The following is a 19,265-nucleotide window of genomic DNA, read 5'->3' on the forward strand; positions in this document are numbered from 1 at the left end:
CGCCCGGCTGTGCGGGTGGAGGTCATCACCATGATGGGCTCCCCAAAATGGCCGACCAAGGGCGCGGAATGGCTCCTGAGTGAATTCCTAGACTTCGAGGTAACACCGGCCGTTCAGGCGGTGCCGGAGCCGGCCGCGGGGAGCGTCAGCGCGGTGAGCACCATGCCCTCGCCCACCAGCCACCGGCCCGTCAGGTCCACGGCCCCGCCGTCGGCCGCCCGTACGAGCGCGGGCGGCAGGGGCACCAGCAGCCGGACCGAGAACGTGCCGTGCTCCAGGCCCGCCGCTCCTGGCTCGCGGGTGAAGCGCAGCCGGGCGTCCTCGAAGCCGAGCGGTTTACGGGTGAGGGGGAACCACACCTTGTAGACCGCCTCCTTGGCGCTGAACAGCAACCGGTCCCAGGGGATGTGGGGCGCCGCGCTCGTCAGCCGGGCCAGGTCGGCCCGTTCCTCGGGCAGCGACACCGCGTCGAGGACACCGTCCGGCAGTGGGCCGGCCGGTTCGGCGTCGATGCCGAGCCCCGCCAGGTCGCTGTCGTGGGCGACCGCGGCCACCCGGTAGCCGTCGCAGTGGGAGATCGCGCCGACCACCCCGGCGGGCCAGCAGGGCGCACCCGACGGGCCCGGCAACAGCGGGGCCGCCGTGCGGCCGAGCGCGGCCAGCGACAGGCGGGCGCAGCGGCGGCCGGTGGCGAACTCCCGTCGCCGCTTGGCCACCGCCCGGGCCACCGTCGCGGCCTCCTCCGGGAACAGCGGCGGAGCCGCCAACTCGCCGCGGACCTCGGTCACCTCGACCTGGGCCGGCAGCAGCCGGCGCATCAGCGGAGTCATCGGACACCTCGCCGGGTCAGTATCCGCGGATTCGTGATGCTGGGCATGCCGAACTCCTCGCTGCGGGTCCGGCGCCTCGATTCGCGTCCGGCGCTCAGATTTATCCCATCGGCCCACCCATTCCTTCAACGCGTGACCGGCATGCCGGGCCAAGGACAAGGGATTCGCCCAGACTTCCCGACGTGTGACCCCCCTGGACTCAGGCGTCCTCGATAGTGGTGTGGTGTCCGCCTTAACAGGCAATGCTCCACAGTCGATCACGTTTGATCACAGTCGATCACGGGAGCAAAAGAGAGAAAAGGGAATGGAAGCAGCGTGAGTGTGAGCCCCCATGACAACGACCTGTGGTGCCGCCGGTTCCAACCGGCGTCCGACGCCGCCCACCGCCTGATCTGCTTCCCGCACGCGGGGGGCTCGGCCAGCTACTACGTGCCCGTCGCCAGCGCCCTGGCCCCGCACGTCGACGTCGTCGCGCTGCAGTACCCGGGCCGCCAGGACCGGCGCAAGGAACCGCTGATCGACGACATCGGCACGCTCGCGGACCGCGTGTACGAGGCGCTGCGCAGCGAGGACGACCGTCCGCTCACCTTCTTCGGCCACAGCATGGGCGCGCTCCTCGCCTTCGAGGTCGCCCGAAGGTTTGAGCAGGACGGCCGCACGGGCCCCGTACGGCTCTTCGTCTCCGGCCGGCGGTCCCCCTCCAGCCACCGCGAGGAGAGCGTCCACCTCCGTGACGACGACGGAGTCATGGCCGAGGTCAAGGCCCTGAGCGGCACCGACGACCGGCTGCTCGGCGACGACGACGTCCTGCGCATGATCCTGCCCGCGCTGCGCGGGGACTACCGGGCAGTGGAGACGTACCGCTGCCCGCCCGGCGTCACGGTGGACATCCCGGTCACCGCCCTGGTCGGCGACAGCGACACCAAGACGACGATCGACGAGGCCCGCGACTGGGAGCGGCACACCACGGCCGACTTCGACCTGCGGATCTTCCCCGGCGGGCACTTCTACCTCAACGAACGCGCCGCTGACGTGCTGAGCGTCCTCAACGAGCACTTCGCGGCGCGGAGCGTCCCGGACGGGGTCTGAGCCGTCCGGCCCCATGGGCTTCACGAAGTGCGGCGGCGCGTCGCCTGTTTTGGGAAATTACCAGACAACGTGCCGAGGGTGAAACAAGTATTGCGCGCACCCAGGTCTTCCTCCTTAATAGGTCCGGCCCGCACAAAATGACGGGAGTCCCGGGATCCTGGATCGGCACAGGTGGCGATGGACCGGCCGGTTCGGAAGAGACGGAGGAACGTAGGGTGAGCGCGGAAATCGTTGAAATCCGAAAAGCCTTGATGAAGCTGCGTGGCAGCCTGAACGCGCTGCGGAACGGTCAGGGCGACTCTCCGTACGTTCGCAGGCTGATGAATGATGTGGATCGCTTCGAGCTGGATTTGGAGGACCCCGAATCGCGGAACGCGTTTGCCTCGGTGACCGGCTCTGTGGCCACGTTGACGCAGATGACGGTGGCGAACGTCGCCCGCGATGCCGTCCGCATACGCGAGGGTTCCGACGACACCGTGGTCTGGCACGACGCGGACGACGAGGGGATCGGCGGCTACCGCCGCTGAGCGGCCGCCGGGACCGGCAGTCCCGGAGGCCGCTCTTCGTCGGTCACTTCACGAAGTCGGGCAGCACGCGGGGCGGCCAGCTGTCGACCGTGAAGACGCCCATCGCGTAGGCGCGGGAGACAAGTGTGGCGCGGTTGGGCGCCTTGAACCGGCGTAGCATCAGGCCCACGTGGTACTCGACGCCCTGGCGGCTCAGGTACAGCCGCGAGGCCAACTGGATGGTCGACGAGCCGGTGGCGACGCCCTCCAGGATGCGGGCGTCGAGAGGCGTGAGGAGAGGCTTCGACTTCGCTGCCGGGGCTGCCTCGGACGGGTCGTCGTCGGGGGTCATCAGGACGACGACACCTGAGAAGGCGTCCCCCTCTCCCCGGATCGCTATGCCTGTTATCTCGGTCGAGAAGCCCCGGTCATGGCCGCGTTTCACGACCACTTTCTCGACGAATCTTCCGCCATGGCCGTCCGAGATATGGCTGAAATGCTTGGGCAGGATGGTGCGGGCGCTGGGGTGCAGCACGTCGTAGATGCTCTGCCCGCAAATTTCCCGCGAGGGACGCGCGACATGACGGAAGAAGTCGGAGTCCGCTGCTTCGATGTTGAGCTCGGCGTCGAGATACACCATGTAGGTGAAAGGGTGCGGCCCGTTTGCCCGACGATTTCGGTTAACAGTGTTGTGCGCGAGTGAGGGAAGATCGCCGGCCATGGTCGTTCGGTCGGTATTCTGGAGCATGAAAACCTCTCCCGAGTTTCGGTGAACAAGAGATCCGCAGCGGAATCGGCGCTGCGGACCAGTGGAAGGATCGGATGCCGCTGCGGGGCGGGTTCGGCCATCGCGCGCAGCGCCGGTGCTGCACGGAGGTTCGTTACGGTGCCCCGCACACCGGCCACCACGGCGGCGCAGATGTCGGCGACAGGGGCGGCCCGGCCGTCGATACGGGAGTGGATCTGCCGAAGCCTGGCTGATGTGCATGATCAGAAAGGTGGGGTGATCAGAATGGTGGGGGTCAGAAGGTGGGGGTCAGAATGAGCCGACACTAGGGCAGTGTGCAGCACGGAGTTGTCCCTGCGGTTGCCCGCCGATGTCGAGCCGATGGCGGGGGGCCCGGGCGTGGTGTTTCCGGAGGAGACGGCCAGGACCGTGCCGATGCCGCAGATCTCGGCGGGTGCGCAGCCCAAGTGGGGCTTCTTGTCAGGCCCTTGATCCGTCGGGTCAGCCGGCGGATGTCGTCGAGCGTGGCGGCTGCCTCCGGCAAGGTCAGGTGAGAACCTGGTGTCCGGCAGCGCGCGGCCGCTGGGCCACCGGCCGCTTCGGCCCGCCGCCGAGGATGAGGGCGAACCTGGAGGGGATCCCGAGAAGTTCACTCGCCGGAGATTTTTGACAAGTCGGCTGTCGTCCGCGAAGCGGTGTAATCAGCCGCAGTTGCCGCACCCGGCGGCCGGTCTTGAGGAAGAGCAGCCACGAGATGCGTGGCGGACAGTGGAGTGCAACGCCGGGAAGGTTGAGCACGTCGGTCTCCCGGACCACGATGCCCCCGCCGGCCACCCCCGCCGGTGAGGCGTTGCCGCACGCCAACTCCCATGCTGGAGCCCATTGCCCCGGCCAGGCGGGGCGGTGTCGCGCGTACGGCCGTCGGGCCTTGACCGTGCGTCGTCCGCCTGCTCTAAGTTCTGCCTCGCGATGTCAGCCATGTTCAAGGGCCTCCGCTCCTGAATGTTTTTGAACATCTCGTGTGCTGCTGTGTTGAAATCGTGGCAGGTATGAGCGGCTGTTTCGGCCCTTGTGGCTGGTGGGCAGCTAAGTACAGGGAAAACGGACGCGAAACGTAGGGTCCTTGTCAGGTCCGTCGGAAGGACGGCGGTGGCGCCGGGCGACCGCCCGCTGTTCATGGCTGCACCATGAGAGTGCTCCGACGAGGCCGCGTGTTGAAGCGCGCTGAGGGTCGCCCGAAGGACACCGAGGCCGAGATCGCGCCGAGCACCTGCTGTGCCGCCGCACAGCTCACCGCGGAGATACGCGGGGCAGCCCCTGGCCTCGGCGCTTCACGGCTTCACTGCTCACGGCTCACGGCTTCGCTGTGGCATCCATAGAGGTCAGCGGAAATACCTCGCCGGAACCCGTGTAGTGGTGGAACCGGCCTGCCCAGGACGGCTCCTGAAGGGCACGGACCTGGGCACGGGGCAGCGCCATATGTACATCGAGGGCGCCGTCCTGGTCGGCCGGGGTCGGCGCGATGTGCACGGTCCAGGGAACCACCATGGAGGTGAAGTCGTACCAGAAGGGCGTGCCTTGCCCGAAGTCGATGCTGTAGTAGGGCAGCTTCGACCAGTTGTTGATCGCGATCGTGCTGTCGAACGAGTCCAGAGCCATCGTGGTCATGACGCGCTTGAAGCGCCCCGCATCGCGTTCGGCACAGAGAAACGCCACTTCCTCGCGGACTCTCTCCGCCGTGTTCGCGGCATGGGCCGCACGGACCGTCGCGGCGACCTCGCCGAGGGGGCGGGAGCGCAGTTCGGCCGCGGTCATCCCGGGCCGGGTATTGGTGACGGCGTTGCCCCAGTAGTCAGCCGGCACGGATCCGCCGACGAACGAACGGAAGTCGGCGATGAGGCCGAGCCTTTCCTCGCTCGTGTCGGGGCGGTCACGCAACGCGCCGAGGACTTTCCACAGATGGGCGGTCAGCGCGTCATTGGTCGACACCCACCGCTCCGTGCCCGCGAGGTCGGCCATCGCGGTGGCCTTGATGGTGGCCAGTTCAGCCGCTGAGAAGCGGGTGGTCACCGTCGTCACGCTGCCGAAGCTGCCCCGCAGGAGGCGGCCGATGAAGGCGGCCTTCCGGCCACGCTCCATGACCGTGAGATGGGCGCCGCCCGTACGGGTGTCACCCGCGGCCGACGCGGCGAGCGCGTCGATGACTCCACGGTCATGGCTGGGCTTGGGGTACCCGAGGCCCCGGTGCTCCCGCGCCCAGCTCTCCAGGAAGCTCATGTAGCTGGCCCCGTCGGCCACTGCGTGGTTCATCGTGAGGCCCAGAATGGTGCCCCCGCCTCTCATATGGGTGAGCTTCACCGTGAGAAGCGGCGTATCGCGGTCAACCACCCAGAACGGCACGGTGTGACTGAGATGGCGCTCCAGCCCCTTCTTCGCCGTGTGGCGAGGGCCGTAATCCGGCATGGGCACGGAGGCGTGTACCTCGACGAAGCGCACACCGGCGTCGTCGCAGAGCACGCTGAGACCGCCGTCGGGATCCTTCTTCATGCGGCCGGCGAGGATCGGGAAGTTGCGTAATGTCCTGCTCAGGGAGGCGCGGAGCGCCTCGCCGTCGAGTGTCTCCCGGTAGAAGAAGACACGAGGCGTATAGATCGTGCCTATGAGCATGTCGTAGACGCTCAGCCGTATGCGGTCGCCGCTCGCCTCTCCCACACGTACGGTGAACTTTCGCTTGGCGTCGCTCTCGATGGCGGATGCCGTCATACCCACACGCTCTTCCCTCCGGACCAAACACGCTGTCACGTCGACACGTTGAGCCTAACCCTCCGGTTGTGAGCGGCCTCCTGAAGTGGAACCGGGTTTAGGGGAAACCCCCACCTTCCATCGACGGAGGGAGGATCGGGAGGATGACAGGAGACGCTGGTGCGGTGGATCAGGTTCAGGAGATCGTGGGGCTGGTCGGCGGTGTGCTGGGCCGAGATGCCATCGGCACCTACCTCCACGGCTCCTCCGTGCTCGGTGGACTCAGGCCGGCCAGCGACGTGGACGTGCTGGTCGTCTCCCGGCGCCGCATGGACGAGCAGGAACGACGGACACTCCTCGGTGGCCTGATGCGGATCTCCGGCTCCCGAAGTGAGGTCCGCCCGGTCGAACTCACTGTGGTCGTCCAGTCCGAGGTCAGGCCGTGGCGGTACCCACCGACCGGCGATTTCCTCTACGGCGAGTGGCTGCGCGCCGAGTACGAGGCCGGGAAGGTGCCTCAGCCGGAACCGATACCCGATCTGGCCCTGCTGATCACCATGGCGCTGACCGGCGACCACCCCCTCACAGGACCGCGCCCGGCGCAGGTCCTCGACCCGGTGCCGCAGGCCGACCTGGTCCGGGCGAGCGTGGCGGGTATCCCCGGCCTGCTCGACGACCTGGACAGCGACACCCGCAACGTCCTGTTGACCTTCGCCCGCATCTGGACCACGCTCGCCACTGGCCAGATCAAGTCCAAGGACGCCGCCGCCGACTGGGCCCTCGCCCAGCTCCCGCCCGAGCACCGCGCCGCCCTCGAACATGCCAGGCAGCTCTATCTCGACTGCCACTACTCCGAGGAGCGCTGGAGCGACGCGTTGCAGGCGCAGGTGCGTCCGCATGTGGACCGCGTGCTCACCGAGATCGACCGGCTGCTCACCCGCGCCCCGGCGCCGAAGTAACGCCGACGCAATTGCCTGTTCGCACGCCGCCTCGGTGATGACATGCTGGTTGCCGGTCTGCGCACGGTGCGCGGGCCATGAGCTGGGGGGTACGCAGTGAGCACGCAAGGTGCTGGTACGCGGGCCGCGGCGACGCGGGTCGCCGTGGAGCTGGCCGGCCTTTCCGAAGACTTCGACCGCGACCCGTACCCCGTCTACCACCAGCTGCGCGCCCAAGGGCCCCTGCACTGGGTCCGCATGCCCGACGGCCAGGAGTTCTGGTTGGTCGTCGGGGTGGAGGAGGCGCGCGCCGCGCTCACGGACCAGCGGCTGTCCAAGGACCTCGCCCGCATCGGGGCCAGCTCGCTGGACATGGAGCTCCTCGGCCCCCACCTCCTCGTGTCCGACCCGCCCCGCCACACCCGTCTGCGCCGCCTGGTGTCACGGGAGTTCACGGCGCGGCGGGTCGAGGCGATGCGGGAGGGGGTGCGGCAGCAGGCGGACCGGCTCCTGGACGAGATGCTGCGCTCGGACCGTGCCGATCTCGTCGAGTCGTACGCCTTCCCGCTGTCCATCGGCGTCATCTGCGAGCTCCTCGGCGTGCCGTCCATGGACCGCACGTCCTTCCGCGCCTGGTCCAACGCGATCAACGCCCCCATCGGATTCCAGCAGAAGCTGACCGCCTTCCGTGAACTGGCCGACTACCTCGCCGACCTGATCGAGAGCAAGCGCGAGGAGGGGGGCGACGACCTCCTGAGCACCCTGATCCGCACGACGGACGAGGACGGCGACCGGATCTCGCCCGACGAACTGCGCTCCATGGCCTACCTGCTGCTCTCCGCGGGCCACGAGACCACGGTCAACCTCATCTCGAACGGCGTGTACGCGCTGCTGCGGCACCCAGCGCAACTCGCGGAGCTGCGCGGCGACTTCACGTTGCTCGAAGGCGCGGTGGAGGAGATGCTCCGCTACGAGGGCCCCATCGAGATGGCCACGTTCCGCTTCGCCGTGGAGCCGGTGACCGTCGGGGACACCGTCATCCAGGTGGGCGACCCGGTCCTGGTCGCCCTGGGCGCGGCGAACCGCGACGAGAGCAGGTTCCCGGAGTCCGAGCGCTTCGACATCCGGCGCAACACCCAGGGCCACGTGGCGTTCGGCCACGGGATCCACTACTGCCTCGGTGCCCCGCTGGCCCGTATGGAAGGCGCCATCGCCATCCGCGGTCTGCTGGAACGGGTCCCGGGCCTGGCCCTCGACGTGGAAAAGGATGCCCTGGACTGGCTGCCCGGCACGTTGCTGCGCGGAGTACGCGCGCTTCCGGTCCGCTGGTAGCTCAAGGGCCGGGGCCGGCGGAGCTTCGGCGCCGCCGGCCCCAGCCGCTCACGGCACCTTGCGCCGCAGCACGATCTCGCCCTCGTCCATCTCCCCGGTCTCCACGAAATCGCTCGCGCGGTAGAATTCGAGGGCCTTCACGTTCTCCGGCTCGACGCTCAACTGCACCGTGTCGACGTGGCGTTCCCGCACGATCCAGTCGAGCGCGGCGGCCAGTGCCCGCCGTCCGATGCCCTGTCCCTGAAAAGCACGGTCGATCATGAAGCGGACGATGCAGTGTCCCTTGTCGGGCGCTTCCTCGTCGATCGGATGGAAGAGAACGAACCCGACGAGGTCGTCGCCGCGGTAGACGGCCTTGGCCTCGGCCTGGGGATAGACGTAGGCGAGGACCAGCGAGTCACTGTTGGGGGCGACGAACTCCGTCTGCTCCGGATGGACCCGGAGCGCGAGGCACTCCTTGTAGTTGTCCGGTGTGACAGGACGCAGTTCGACTTCACCGGACATGGTGGTCACCCCACTCCCCATGAGGGCCGGGCACGGGGGAGGGCCGGCACCGGCTCTTCGGTGATGAGCGGCAGTCGGCCCGATCGCATGACGGCAACGATCTCATGGACCGAGGCCGTGGGGGATGAAGTGAGCGTGTCGAGCGCGTACTCGACCCAGGTGACCACGGTCCGCGCCGCGTCCCGGGTGAACTTCCCGGTGTCGTACTCGGCCACGACGTCGATGCCGACCGGGTCGTAGCGCAGCGAGAGGCTCAGATCGGCGCGGGCGCCGCCGAGGAGGATGTCGACGCGGTCGAGGTCGAGGCCGTTCGCGGTGATGGTCTCGTTGCCGCAGTGATAGGCGAACGCGAACCTCGCCTGCGGGGCGACGGCCCCGACGGGCTCTCCCAGCGCTCGCGCGACGACCTCGGCATAGGGGATGTCCTGATGCTCGTAGGCCGCCACCGACTCCTGCCGCACCTCGTCCAAGACGTCTCCGATCGCCTTGCCGGCGTCGGGTGTGACGCGGAGCAGGATCGGGTTGGCCAGACAGCCGAACATCTTCTTGTGTTCGCTGGTGGGGCGGTTGGGTGCGGGGATGGACAGGACGGTGTCCGGCAGCCCCGTATGAGCGGAGAGAGCGACGCCGACCCCGGTGGCGATGATCATGAAGGGGGTCAGACGGCTCTCCCCCGACAGGTCGTGGATGCGCTTCACGAGGCCGCTCGGCAGCCGCCAGTACAGCCGCTCGCTGCGGTCGGCGGACGCCGCGGCGTCGGAGTCCGCGGCGCCGGAGTCCGCGGGCGTCCGCAGATGGGCTCTGAGGTCGATGTCCTGGAGGCGGCTCTCCCAGAACCGCAGTCCTTGCGCCAGGCGCCCCTGCGCCAGGGACGTGTTCTGCGCGCGGGCGTACGCCGTGAACGCGGGGGCCGGGGGCCGGTCGTCCGTGCCGCCCGCCGCCGCGGTGGCGTAGGCCTCGATCCACTCCTCGAAGAAGAGCTCGGTCGATTCGTAGTCGGTCGCGATGGGGTGGACCGCGACGGCCAGCAGGTGCTCGTCGGGGCGCAGCCGGACCAGGCAGGCGCGTCCCGGCGGTCCTGCCGTGAGGTCGATGGGCTCGTCGGCCGTGTCGAGGGCCCGGGCCAGGGCAGCCGTGAGTCCGGCGTCGGGATCGGCCTCGGTCTCCGCGGAAAGGTCGAGGTGCGCCAGGGGAAAGGCGTCCGCCGGGTGGACGACGGCGATCAGCTCGCCGTTCTCCTCGCGGTAGCCGGTCCGCAGAACCGTCTGCCGGCGCACGACCTGGCGCAGGGCGGTTTCGAGGGCGGCCGTGTCGAGGGTGCCGAGGAGCCGGCCGACGAGCGGCCAGTGGTGGCTGGGCGACGGGGCTTGGGCCGACCGCTCCCACATATCTCTTTGACGGTGGGTCAGTTCTGCCGGGTACTCCCCGAGGTCCGGAGCGTTCGCCGGCCTCGCCTTGTTCGCCCGTGCCCTGCTGTCCAGAGCGGCGGCGAGCAGCGCCCGCTTCTCGGTGGACAGGCGGGCAAGCCGCTCCTCGAGATCCCCCACGATTGCCATACCTTTCCGGCGGTCGCCGGCGACACGTGACTTACAGTCCGTGCGTAACGGAAAAGGGGGCGACGCTCGGCGTCAGGCACCGTTGAGAATCCCCCCGCAGGTCAATGGTTGGTCAAGCCGATAACAAAGTGACTGACCACGGGGTTCCTGTCAAGAGCATTCCGTCGCGTCGGGCGTTCGAAAATCGAACGCGTTGTGCCCGTTGCGCCTCCCGGGTCTCCGGGCCACGGGGTGAGACTCGGGCGACGTGACACAGAGATCGCCATGGCGTGTCCGCGTCAATCAAAGGGGTGAATGAAGTCTGCGCCTCGGGCTCGCGGCTCCGCGTTCCGGGCGCCGGAGCCTTCCGGCCGCCACTTTGGGTTTGTCCTGTATTGGGGAGTTGAGGGCGTCGGGAACCCACAATGAACGATAGACAGTTCCGCTCGCCTACCTTTACGCTCGGCGACGGATGGGATCCAGTTACGTCGAGCTGATCCACTGAGCGGGGTGTGTGTATCTGTCAGTGCGCCGACACGGGGGCGTTACCTTGATCGATTTCTCTTGGTTGCAGACGGGCACGGCGAATTCTGTTCGGTGATCGCCCAGTTCGGTCATTTTTGCCACCCTGGCGACCCGGGTGGCCGTTTTACGAGACGTGGTGGATCTCTGAATGTCTGTAATGTGGGGCCGCTTGGAGAGGGTTCAACGCCTGTTCAGTACGACTTCCGTGGCTCAAGTGACAGATGATTCAGTTGATCTGTACGCCAAGCTGGAGTTCAGCAACCCGAACGGAAGTTCCAAGGATCGAGCCGCCTTCTGGATCCTGAAGCGGGGGATCGAACGCGGCGAAATCACCGAGGACTCCACGGTCGTGGAATCTTCTTCGGGCAACTTCGCCATGTCTATGGCGTCCTTCTGCAGTGCGCTCGGGATCCGGTTCATTCCGGTCATCGACCCGAACTGCAACGCCTCGACCGAGGTGTACCTGCGGACGCTCTGCGACCGGGTCGAGAAGGTGACCCGGGCTGACGGCGCCGGCGGCTACCTGCGCACGAGGCTGGAGCGTGTGGAGGAGCTCCGCAAGGAGCTCGACCAGCCCTATTGGCCGAACCAGTACGCGAACACGGACGCCGCGGCGGCCCACTACACCCTCACGGGCGAAGAAGTCGTCCAGGACTTCAAGAGCCTCGATTACCTGTTTGTCGGCGTGAGTACCGGTGGCACGATCGCCGGACTCTCGAAGCGCCTCAAAGAGGCATATCCGGGAATCACGGTGGTTGCCGTGGATACGGTCGGCTCCGCCATATTCGGGCAACCACCCAGCACTCGACGCATTCCTGGGATCGGTTCCAGCGTTACTCCGCCCTTGATTCAGCACGCGTTGATCGACGACATCGTCATCGTTTCGGAGCGGGAAGCGGTGGCGGGTTGTCTACAGCTTTTCCGGCGCAGCGGACTCTATGCGGGCGGATCGACCGGAAGTGTGTATTCCGCGATCCAGCGCTATTTCTCGGGTGGTCCTGTTCCGGGTCCCCGGCCCTCTGTGCTCTTTATCTGCGCGGATCGCGGAACCAGCTATGCCAACACCGTGTACAACCACGCCTGGGTGTCGAAGTTCATCGACGAACCCGACCCCGATGCCTCTGAACCCCAGTGCCCACCGTCCCTTCCGGTGACGTGAAAGGTAATCTCAGTGCCCGATTCCATTGCCGAGTTTCCGATGCCTTCGCTCCGCGTCATCACCGGGGCCGAAGTACTCAAGCACATCGACGACAAACGCGACGCGTGCCTAGACGCGGTGCGCCGCGGCTACCTCGCGCACGGCGCCGGCGAGAGCAGTAATCCGCACAGCAGCTTCCTGCGCTTCCCGCACAAGCCGAACTCGCGGATCATCTCCCTGCCCGCTTATCTGGGCGGAGACTTCGACGTTGCCGGAGTGAAGTGGATCGCAAGCTTTCCCGACAACCCCGGCGCACGGAAGATTCCCCGGGCCTCCGCCGTGCTGGTCCTGAACAGCACCGAGACCGGTTACCCCTTCGCCTGCCTGGAGTCCTCCATCATCTCCGCGACCCGCACCGCGGCCTCGGCCGCCCTCGGCGCCGAAGCGCTGGTCGGCTCGCGTGAGGCCCGCCGCGTCGGCGTCGTCGGTACGGGCCTGATCGCCGGCCATGTGGCCAGGTTCCTGGAGGACCTGAACTGGAAGACGGGCGGCTTCCGGCTCTTCGACACATCCCGCGCGCACGCCGAGGAGTTCGCCCGCAAGCTCACCGAGCGCGGCGCGGACGACGTCCTCGTCGTCGACGACGTGAAGGACGCGTTCCTGGACTGCGACCTCGTGGTGCTGACCACCGTCGCCGGCGAACCACACATCCACGACCCCGAGTTGCTCGCCCACGCGCCGGTCGTGCTGCACCTGTCCCTGCGCGACCTCGCCCCCGAGATGATCCTCGCCGCCCAGAACTTTACGGACGACGTGGACCACGCGGTGCGCGAGCGGACCTCCCTCCACCTGACCGAACAGCGCACCGGCAACCGGGACTTCATCGAAGGAACCATCGCCGAGCTGCTGACCGGCACGGTGACGCGGGATCCGGGGAAGGCAGCGATCTTCTCGCCCTTCGGCCTCGGCGTCCTCGACCTGGCCGTCGGCAAGTGGATCCACGACCAGGTGGCGGCAGACGGCCACGGCCACGACATCCCGGATTTCTTCGGCGAAGCGGTGAGGTAGCAACGATGAGCGACGGCAACGAGCAGCAGACGAACGACCTGTACACGGTGGTGTCCAACCACGAGGACCAGCACTCCATCTGGTTCGCCGACCGGCAACTGCCCGCGGGCTGGATCGAGGTCGGCTTCTCCGGGACCAAAGACGCTTGCCTGGCCCACATCGCCGAGGTCTGGACGGATCTGACGCCCCGGTCGGTACGCGAACGCCATGGATCGGAAGCGGTATGAAGACGGTAACGATGGTCGAGCTCTCGGTCTTCGAGCGGATCACCCCGCTGGTCTCCGGATATCTTCAGGCATATGCCTCGACGGACTCCGTGGTCAGCAAGGAGTACCGGTTCGACCAGTACACGACGAGCATCAAGACACCGCTGGACACGATCGCGAAGGACCTCCTCGCCAAGGACTCCGACGTCTTCGCCTTCTCCGCCTACGTGTGGAACATCGGCCTGGTGCGCCCGCTGGTGAAACTGCTGCGGGAGTCCAAGCCGAACGCCCACGTCATGATGGGCGGCCCGCAGGTCATGCACCACGGGCTGCGCTATCTGGACCCGCACGACGACATGCTGTCCCTGTGCAACGGCGAGGGAGAGGCCTCCTTCACCGAGTACCTGCGGGAGCTGACGGAGCCGCACCCCGACCTCACCAAGGTGGAGGGGCTGAGCGTCTACCGCGACGGGGAACTCGTCAACACCGGTGACCGTGCCCGCATCAAGGAACTCGACACCATTCCGTCACCGTTCCTGTCCGGGTTCATCGCGCCCGAATACACCATCAGCATTCTGGAGACCAACCGCGGCTGCCCGTACCACTGCGGCTTCTGCTTCTGGGGCGCGGCGACCAATGACCGCGTCTACCGCTTCGACGAGGAGCGGGTGCGCGACGAGCTCACCTGGATGTCGCGCAACGGCTCCCTGTTCCTCTACATCGCCGACGCCAACTGGGGCATGCTCGCGCGGGACGTCGAGTTCTCCGAGCACATCGCCGCGCTGGCACGGGAACACCACATGCCCAACGTCGTCTACTTCTCCTCGGCGAAGAACAAACCGCAGGCCGTCACCAAGATCACGGGAATCTTCCAGGACGCCGGGCTCGTCACCTCGCAGCCGGTGTCGATGCAGACCCTGGAACCGGAGAGCCTGAAGATCATCCGGCGGGACAACATCAAGCTGGACGCCTTCGGGGCCGTCCAGGACGACCTGCGCGACCGCGGCCTGAGCTCCTTCATCGAGCTGATCTGGCCGCTGCCCGGCGAGACCCTGGAGACCTTCAAGCAGGGCATCGGGACGCTCTGCGAGAAGGACGCCCACACGATCATCGCCTACTCGCACCTGCTCCTGAACAACACCCCGATCTACCACAACCGCGAGAAGCTGGGCCTGGTCACCCGGTCCGCGGGCGGCGGGGTCGCCGAAGCGCAGATCGTCGTCGCCACCGACCAGGTGACCACCGACGAGTTCGTCGAGGGCATGCGGTACTTCTACGCCGTCCACGCGGTCCACAACACCCGCAGCCTGCGCGCCACCAGCAAGTACCTCACCGGCAAGGGCATCGTCACCTTCCCCGAGCTGTTCTCGGCGTTCGTCGACCACTGGCGCACCCTGCCCGCCGACGACCCGATCGTCGAGTTCGTGGAGCGCTCCATCCGCGACGCCCTCTACTACGACGTCGGCAACTACGGCCTGGTCATCCACACCGTGCTGCACGAACACCGGGCGCTGTTCACCCGGCACCTGCGGGACTTCGCCCGCTCGCAGCCGTGGTGGTCCGACGACACGGCCCGCGGGCTGTTCGAGATGGACCTCGTCAACCGGCCCTACGTGTACAGCTCCACGCCGATCGAGCAGCACGACCACCCCTTCGAGACGCTCCGCGTCACCCCGGGCCAGGGCCGCACGTACACCGTGGAGCTCGGCAAGGAGTGGCACGAGGCGCTGGCCACCGCGGCCCGCCTGGATCCCGCGCCCCCCGTCGGCACCACGTTCACCGTGGACCACAAGCGACTCCAGTACCCCTACATGGCCGCCCAGAGCATCGACCACAACGCCAACTACTGCCACGGCATGATCGAGAAGATCGAGAATATCGTGCCGTTCTGGCGTACTACCTGAGAGCGCCGGGATGTCCGTACACTCCACCGCCGAGCCGGACCTGCTGGCCGCACCCGGGGGCGACACCCGCCCCCGGCGTGCCGGCACCGCGGTCGTGCTGATCCTGCTGGCCGCACTCGCCGTTCTCGGCACCCTCGCGCAGCTGGTGTTCGCACCACCGGCGGCGCGGGGTGCGGACGCCCCGGCCAAGGAATTCTCCGCGGCCCGCGCCGAGCGCCACCTCGAACAGATAGCCAAGCGCCCCCACCCCCTGGGCACGGCCGACAACGAACGCGTCCGCGACTACCTCGTGACCACCGCCCGTACGCTGGGCGCCCGGGTCACCGTCGAGTCGGGCGCCGTCGTGCGCCCCGACTGGGGCAACCCCTTCCCCGCGGGCGACGCGCACAACGTGGTGGCCAAGGTCCCCGGCACCGCCCCGCAGACCAGCGGCGGCAAGGCCTTGCTGCTCGTCGCGCACTACGACTCGGTGCCCACAGGACCGGGAGCGGCCGACAACGGTGCGGCGGTCGCCGCCATGCTGGAGGCGATGCGCGCCCTCAAGGAGTCCGGCGGCGTACGCAACGACGTCGTCTTCCTCTTCACGGACGGCGAGGAACTCGGTGCCCTGGGCGCGGAGATGTTCGTGCGCAAGCACGGCGTCGACGGCTACGGCGCGGTCCTCAACTGGGAGGCCCGGGGCAGCAGCGGGCCGGTGATGATGTTCGAGACCAGCACCGGCAACGGCCCGCTGATCAACGCCTTCGCCGGAGCCAGCAGCCGCCCCGTCGCCAACTCCCTGGCGTACGAGGTCTACCGGCGCATGCCCAACGGCAGCGACTTCACCGTCTTCCGCGACGCGGGCGCCGCCGGCCTCAACGCGGCGTTCCTGCACGGATTCCACGACTACCACTCGGTCCACGACGACACCGAGCGGCTCAGCGCCGACAGCATGCAGCACCACGGCGAAACCATCCTGGGCCTGACCCGGGACCTCGGCTCCACCGATCTGCGGGACGTCCGCGGCGACGACGCCGTCTACTTCGACCTGTTCGCCCGCGTCCTGGTGCACTACCCGGGCTCGTGGGCCCTGCCCCTCGCCCTGCTCACCCTGGCCGCACTCGGCACGGTCGCCTTCCTCGGCGCGCGCCGGGCGACGCTGCGCATCAGCGGGGTCCTCGCCTCCGCGGGCGCGGGACTCGCCGCCGTCGTCATCGCCCTGCTCCTCAGCTTCGGCCTGTGGCAGGCGACCGCGGCCCTGCGCCCCGAACTCGCCGCCCTGCCGCTGTCCGAACCGTACGAGCGCAGCTTCTTCGCCGCCGGTTTCCTGGTGATCGCCGCCGCGGCGCTCCTGGCCGCGGCCCGCACGGTACGCGGCCGCCGCCCCGCGGAACTCCTCGCGGGAGCCCTCCTGCTGATCGCCGTCCTGCTGTCCGTCGTGGTGCTCACCGTGCCCGGCGCCAGCTACCTGTTGCAGTGGCCGCTGCTGGCCGGAGTGCCCGCCCTGTGGTGGGCCTGCCGTCGCGGGGAGGACACCGGGGCAGGAGCGTGGCAGGGCGTGGCCCTCGCCTCGCTGCCGCCCGCCGTGGCGCTGGTCCTCTTCGTCCCGCTGGTGGACAGCCTGCTCGTCGCCCTCGGCATCCCGCTGGCCGCCGTCGCGGTTGCCGTCGCCGCCATCGGCGGAGCGCTGCTGCTCCCGCTGCTCGCCCGGCTGCCCCGGCCCGGCCTGAGCAGCGCCGGGGCCGCGGTCGTCGCCGTCGCCCTGGTCGGTACCGGCATCCTGCGCTCCGACTTCAGTCCCGCGCAGCCGCGCCCCAACGCCCTGGTCTACGTACAGGACATGTCCGAGGACGCCACCACCTGGATCAGCGCCGACCCCGAACCGGACGCCTGGACGGAGAAGGTCTTCGGTGACGACCCCGAACGGGGCAGCGCGGCCGACTACTTCCCCGAGCACGACAAGCAGGACGTCATGCGGGCCAAGGCCCCCGACCTGCGTCTGCCGGCCCCCCGGGTCCGTGTCACCGGTGACGCCACGAAGAACGGGACCCGCACCCTGCGGTTCTCCGTGCGCTCCCAGCGCGACGCCTGGCGTCTACAGGTCCGGCTGCCCCAGCGTCCCGTGCGGGCCTGCACCCTGGCCGGGGTCCGGATGGACGCCGAGACGCTCGCGAAGGACGTCGAGGACAAGAGCATCGTCTTCCAGTACACCGGCGCCAAGAAGGCCATCGAATTGAGCTGCGAGATACCCGCGGGCACCCGGTTGCGCGTGGATGTCACCGACTACACCCTCGGACTGCCGCCCGCGGCACGTGCCGTCGTCGGCCCCCGGCCCGCGGGGACGATGCCCGTCTCCTTCGGGTTCGCACCCGACGACTCCGCCGTCGTCCGTCGGATCACGAGCCTCTGAGGGGACATGGCACGCACCCACGAATCCACCGCCATCCAGGTCCGGGGGCTGACCCGCAGCTACCGCGTCGGCAAGGGCTCCGCACCCGTCCGGGCCAACGACGACCTGACGTTCGACGTCGCGCGCGGCGAGGTCTTCGGCCTGCTCGGCGCGAACGGCGCGGGAAAGACCACACTGGTCTCGCAGATGCTGGGCCTGGTCCGCCCCACCTCCGGCACCGTCCTGGTGGAAGGCGTGGACGTGGTGGCCGACCCCGAGGCGGTCAAGGCCATGACCGGCTTCCTGCCCCAGACCGGCCTGTCGATGCGGCTGGTCGAGGTCCGGCGCGCCCTGCACTACACCGGGCGACTCCGCGGCCAGAGCGAGACGGAGGCGGCGCGCCAGACCACCGAACTGATCGAGGAACTCGCCCTCGGCCCGGTCGCCGACCGCTACGTCAACCAGCTCAGCGGCGGCATGACACGCCTCGTCAACTTCGGCATGGCCCTGATGGGCAGGACCACCCTGCTCATCCTCGACGAACCGACCAACGAACTCGACCCGCGCAACCGGCGCCTCATCTGGGACATGGTGGCCCGCAGGAGCGCCGCCGAAGGCACCACCGTCGTGCTGGTCACCCACAACGTCCTGGAGGCCGAACAGGCCGTCCACCGCGTCGCGGTGATGCACGGCGGCCGGATCACCGCACTCGGCACGCCCGGCGAACTCAAGGAAGGTCTCGGCGACAAGGTCCGCATGGAGCTCTTCGTCAAGGACGGCGAAGCGCTCAGGGAGCCGGAGCTGGAGCGCCTCGCGGACATGGGCGCCGTCGTCCCCGGCAGCCGGGAAGGCAGTTACGTGGTCCACGCCGACCCCGAGCAGACGCCCGACCTGGTCAAGGTCGTGGTCAGCGACCTGGGCGCGCTGCGGATCGACGACTTCCGGCTGACCCGCCCCACCCTGGAGGACGTCTACCTCACCCTGGACACGGGCAAGGCGCAGCCGGCCGCCGCGACGGAACCGGAACCCGGACCCCCGCCGGCGGCCCCGGACACGCCTCGGGCGCCCGCCCGCCGCCCCCTGCGCGAACGCGCCCGGCAGACCCTCGTCGCCTTCAAGTACCTCTGGCTGGAACAGATGCTGGAGGTCCGCACCACCTGGACCTGGAGCGTGCTCTTCGGCCTGCTGATGCCGGTCGCCATGGTCTTCGGCCTGTCCCGCATCGGCGGCGGAAACAGCGACCCCGAGAGCCTGCTCTACATCGTCAGCGGAGCCGCCGTCTTCTCCGTCGCCACCGAGGGCATCGCGACCCTCGCCCAGCGCATCGGCGTGATCAAGAACGACGGCATGATGGTCTACTACGCCTCGCTGCCCATCAGCAAAGCCTCCTTCGTCGCCGCCATGGTGCTCTCCCGGCTCCTCCTGATCATGCCCGGCCTCGTCACCCCGGTGATCGCCGCGACCCTCATGTACGACGTGGACTTCCAGGTCTCACCGGCCCTGCTCGTCGTCCTGCCGCTGTCCTGCCTCGCGCTGTCCGCGATCGGTCTCGCGATCGGCACGCTGATCGACAGCATGGACCTGATCGTCGTGATCACCAATCTGCTGATCTTCGTGCTGCTCCTCGCCGCACCCGTGCTGATTCCCCCCGACTCACTGCCGCTGCCGCTGCGCGTCCTCGGCTATCTGATGCCACCGACCTACGCGGCCGACGCGCTGCGCCACACCCTCACCGGCAACCTGGGCACCGCGTTCACCCTCGACCTCGCCGTACTCACCGCGATGACCGTGATCGGGCTGGCAGGAGCCACCCGCTGGATTCGCTGGCGTCTTGCCTGAGCTAGGAGCTCCCG

Annotated in this window: 16 protein-coding genes; 10 read left to right on the forward strand and 6 right to left on the reverse strand. The window is 68.4% G+C overall.

Annotated features, from left to right (window positions below):
• Positions 1 to 113: 113 nt before the first annotated feature.
• A complete protein-coding gene (locus ACRAKF_RS31510) occupies positions 114 to 830 on the reverse strand; it encodes a 4'-phosphopantetheinyl transferase family protein (RefSeq protein WP_447041086.1) in 717 nt (238 codons plus the stop codon).
• A 315-nt stretch (positions 831 to 1,145) separates the two neighbouring features.
• Between ACRAKF_RS31510 and ACRAKF_RS31515 the strand changes: the two genes are divergently transcribed.
• Both ACRAKF_RS31515 and ACRAKF_RS31520 read left to right on the forward strand, forming a co-directional pair.
• Positions 1,146 to 1,919, forward strand: coding sequence for a thioesterase II family protein (locus tag ACRAKF_RS31515; protein ID WP_447041088.1), 774 nt, complete (start codon positions 1,146 to 1,148; stop codon positions 1,917 to 1,919).
• 215 nt (positions 1,920 to 2,134) lie between these two features.
• Complete coding sequence (locus tag ACRAKF_RS31520; protein WP_447041089.1) at positions 2,135 to 2,446, forward strand: hypothetical protein; 312 nt, start codon at positions 2,135 to 2,137, stop codon at positions 2,444 to 2,446.
• Between the two features lie 43 nt (positions 2,447 to 2,489).
• On the opposite strand, the gene ACRAKF_RS31525 is transcribed toward ACRAKF_RS31520, so the two are convergent.
• The 3 genes from ACRAKF_RS31525 to ACRAKF_RS31535 form a co-directional block, all read right to left on the reverse strand.
• Complete coding sequence (locus ACRAKF_RS31525) at positions 2,490 to 3,173, reverse strand: helix-turn-helix transcriptional regulator (protein WP_447041091.1); 684 nt, start codon at positions 3,171 to 3,173, stop codon at positions 2,490 to 2,492.
• Between the two features lie 242 nt (positions 3,174 to 3,415).
• Positions 3,416 to 3,619, reverse strand: a complete 204-nt coding sequence (locus tag ACRAKF_RS31530) for a hypothetical protein (protein ID WP_447041092.1) — start codon at positions 3,617 to 3,619, stop codon at positions 3,416 to 3,418.
• An 886-nt stretch (positions 3,620 to 4,505) separates the two neighbouring features.
• Positions 4,506 to 5,915, reverse strand: a complete 1,410-nt coding sequence (locus ACRAKF_RS31535) for an acyltransferase (protein ID WP_447041093.1) — start codon at positions 5,913 to 5,915, stop codon at positions 4,506 to 4,508.
• A 143-nt stretch (positions 5,916 to 6,058) separates the two neighbouring features.
• Between ACRAKF_RS31535 and ACRAKF_RS31540 the strand changes: the two genes are divergently transcribed.
• Positions 6,059 to 6,853 (forward strand): aminoglycoside adenylyltransferase family protein, encoded by a 795-nt coding sequence (locus ACRAKF_RS31540; protein WP_447041095.1) that lies wholly within the window; start codon positions 6,059 to 6,061, stop codon positions 6,851 to 6,853.
• Between the two features lie 96 nt (positions 6,854 to 6,949).
• Complete coding sequence (locus ACRAKF_RS31545; protein WP_447041097.1) at positions 6,950 to 8,164, forward strand: cytochrome P450 family protein; 1,215 nt, start codon at positions 6,950 to 6,952, stop codon at positions 8,162 to 8,164.
• A gap of 48 nt (positions 8,165 to 8,212) precedes the next feature.
• Here the strand turns inward: ACRAKF_RS31545 and ACRAKF_RS31550 are convergent, their stop codons facing one another.
• Both ACRAKF_RS31550 and ACRAKF_RS31555 read right to left on the reverse strand, forming a co-directional pair.
• A complete protein-coding gene (locus tag ACRAKF_RS31550; protein ID WP_447041099.1) occupies positions 8,213 to 8,668 on the reverse strand; it encodes a GNAT family N-acetyltransferase in 456 nt (151 codons plus the stop codon).
• Between the two features lie 5 nt (positions 8,669 to 8,673).
• A complete protein-coding gene (locus ACRAKF_RS31555; RefSeq protein WP_447041100.1) occupies positions 8,674 to 10,215 on the reverse strand; it encodes a condensation domain-containing protein in 1,542 nt (513 codons plus the stop codon).
• A gap of 727 nt (positions 10,216 to 10,942) precedes the next feature.
• Here ACRAKF_RS31555 and sbnA point away from each other — a divergent pair.
• The 6 genes from sbnA to ACRAKF_RS31585 are packed head-to-tail and all read left to right on the forward strand — an operon-like array spanning position 10,943 to position 19,251.
• On the forward strand, positions 10,943 to 11,887 hold the full coding sequence (gene sbnA / locus ACRAKF_RS31560) for a 2,3-diaminopropionate biosynthesis protein SbnA (protein ID WP_447041102.1): 945 nt from the start codon (positions 10,943 to 10,945) through the stop codon (positions 11,885 to 11,887).
• 39 nt (positions 11,888 to 11,926) lie between these two features.
• The gene (sbnB, locus tag ACRAKF_RS31565) at positions 11,927 to 12,934 is read left to right on the forward strand and encodes a 2,3-diaminopropionate biosynthesis protein SbnB (RefSeq protein WP_447042264.1); all 1,008 of its coding nucleotides are present in this window, start codon (positions 11,927 to 11,929) and stop codon (positions 12,932 to 12,934) included.
• Positions 12,935 to 12,939: 5 nt separating this feature from the next.
• Positions 12,940 to 13,161, forward strand: a complete 222-nt coding sequence (locus ACRAKF_RS31570) for an MbtH family protein (protein WP_447041104.1) — start codon at positions 12,940 to 12,942, stop codon at positions 13,159 to 13,161.
• Entirely contained in the window at positions 13,158 to 15,044 is a 1,887-nt protein-coding gene (locus ACRAKF_RS31575) for a hypothetical protein (protein ID WP_447041105.1), read from the forward strand. The genes ACRAKF_RS31570 and ACRAKF_RS31575 overlap by 4 nt, the downstream gene beginning before the upstream one ends.
• A gap of 10 nt (positions 15,045 to 15,054) precedes the next feature.
• Positions 15,055 to 17,433 (forward strand): M20/M25/M40 family metallo-hydrolase, encoded by a 2,379-nt coding sequence (locus ACRAKF_RS31580; protein WP_447041106.1) that lies wholly within the window; start codon positions 15,055 to 15,057, stop codon positions 17,431 to 17,433.
• 6 nt (positions 17,434 to 17,439) lie between these two features.
• Positions 17,440 to 19,251 (forward strand): ATP-binding cassette domain-containing protein, encoded by a 1,812-nt coding sequence (locus tag ACRAKF_RS31585; protein ID WP_447041108.1) that lies wholly within the window; start codon positions 17,440 to 17,442, stop codon positions 19,249 to 19,251.
• Positions 19,252 to 19,265 lie beyond the last annotated feature (14 nt).

The sequence above is a fragment of the Streptomyces sp. DSM 118878 genome (assembly GCF_052936595.1).

Excerpts from the sequence above, each read along its gene's own strand:
- ACRAKF_RS31510 (WP_447041086.1), bottom strand. The coding sequence starts at position 830 with ATGACTCCGCTGATGCGCCGGCTGCTGCCGGCCCAGGTCGAGGTGACC.
- ACRAKF_RS31525 (WP_447041091.1), bottom strand. The coding sequence starts at position 3,173 with ATGCTCCAGAATACCGACCGAACGACCATGGCCGGCGATCTTCCCTCA.
- ACRAKF_RS31535 (WP_447041093.1), bottom strand. The coding sequence starts at position 5,915 with ATGACGGCATCCGCCATCGAGAGCGACGCCAAGCGAAAGTTCACCGTA.
- ACRAKF_RS31540 (WP_447041095.1), top strand. The coding sequence starts at position 6,059 with ATGACAGGAGACGCTGGTGCGGTGGATCAGGTTCAGGAGATCGTGGGG.
- ACRAKF_RS31550 (WP_447041099.1), bottom strand. The coding sequence starts at position 8,668 with ATGTCCGGTGAAGTCGAACTGCGTCCTGTCACACCGGACAACTACAAG.
- sbnB (WP_447042264.1), top strand. The coding sequence starts at position 11,927 with ATGCCTTCGCTCCGCGTCATCACCGGGGCCGAAGTACTCAAGCACATC.
- ACRAKF_RS31570 (WP_447041104.1), top strand. The coding sequence starts at position 12,940 with ATGAGCGACGGCAACGAGCAGCAGACGAACGACCTGTACACGGTGGTG.
- ACRAKF_RS31575 (WP_447041105.1), top strand. The coding sequence starts at position 13,158 with ATGAAGACGGTAACGATGGTCGAGCTCTCGGTCTTCGAGCGGATCACC.
- ACRAKF_RS31580 (WP_447041106.1), top strand. The coding sequence starts at position 15,055 with ATGTCCGTACACTCCACCGCCGAGCCGGACCTGCTGGCCGCACCCGGG.
- ACRAKF_RS31585 (WP_447041108.1), top strand. The coding sequence starts at position 17,440 with ATGGCACGCACCCACGAATCCACCGCCATCCAGGTCCGGGGGCTGACC.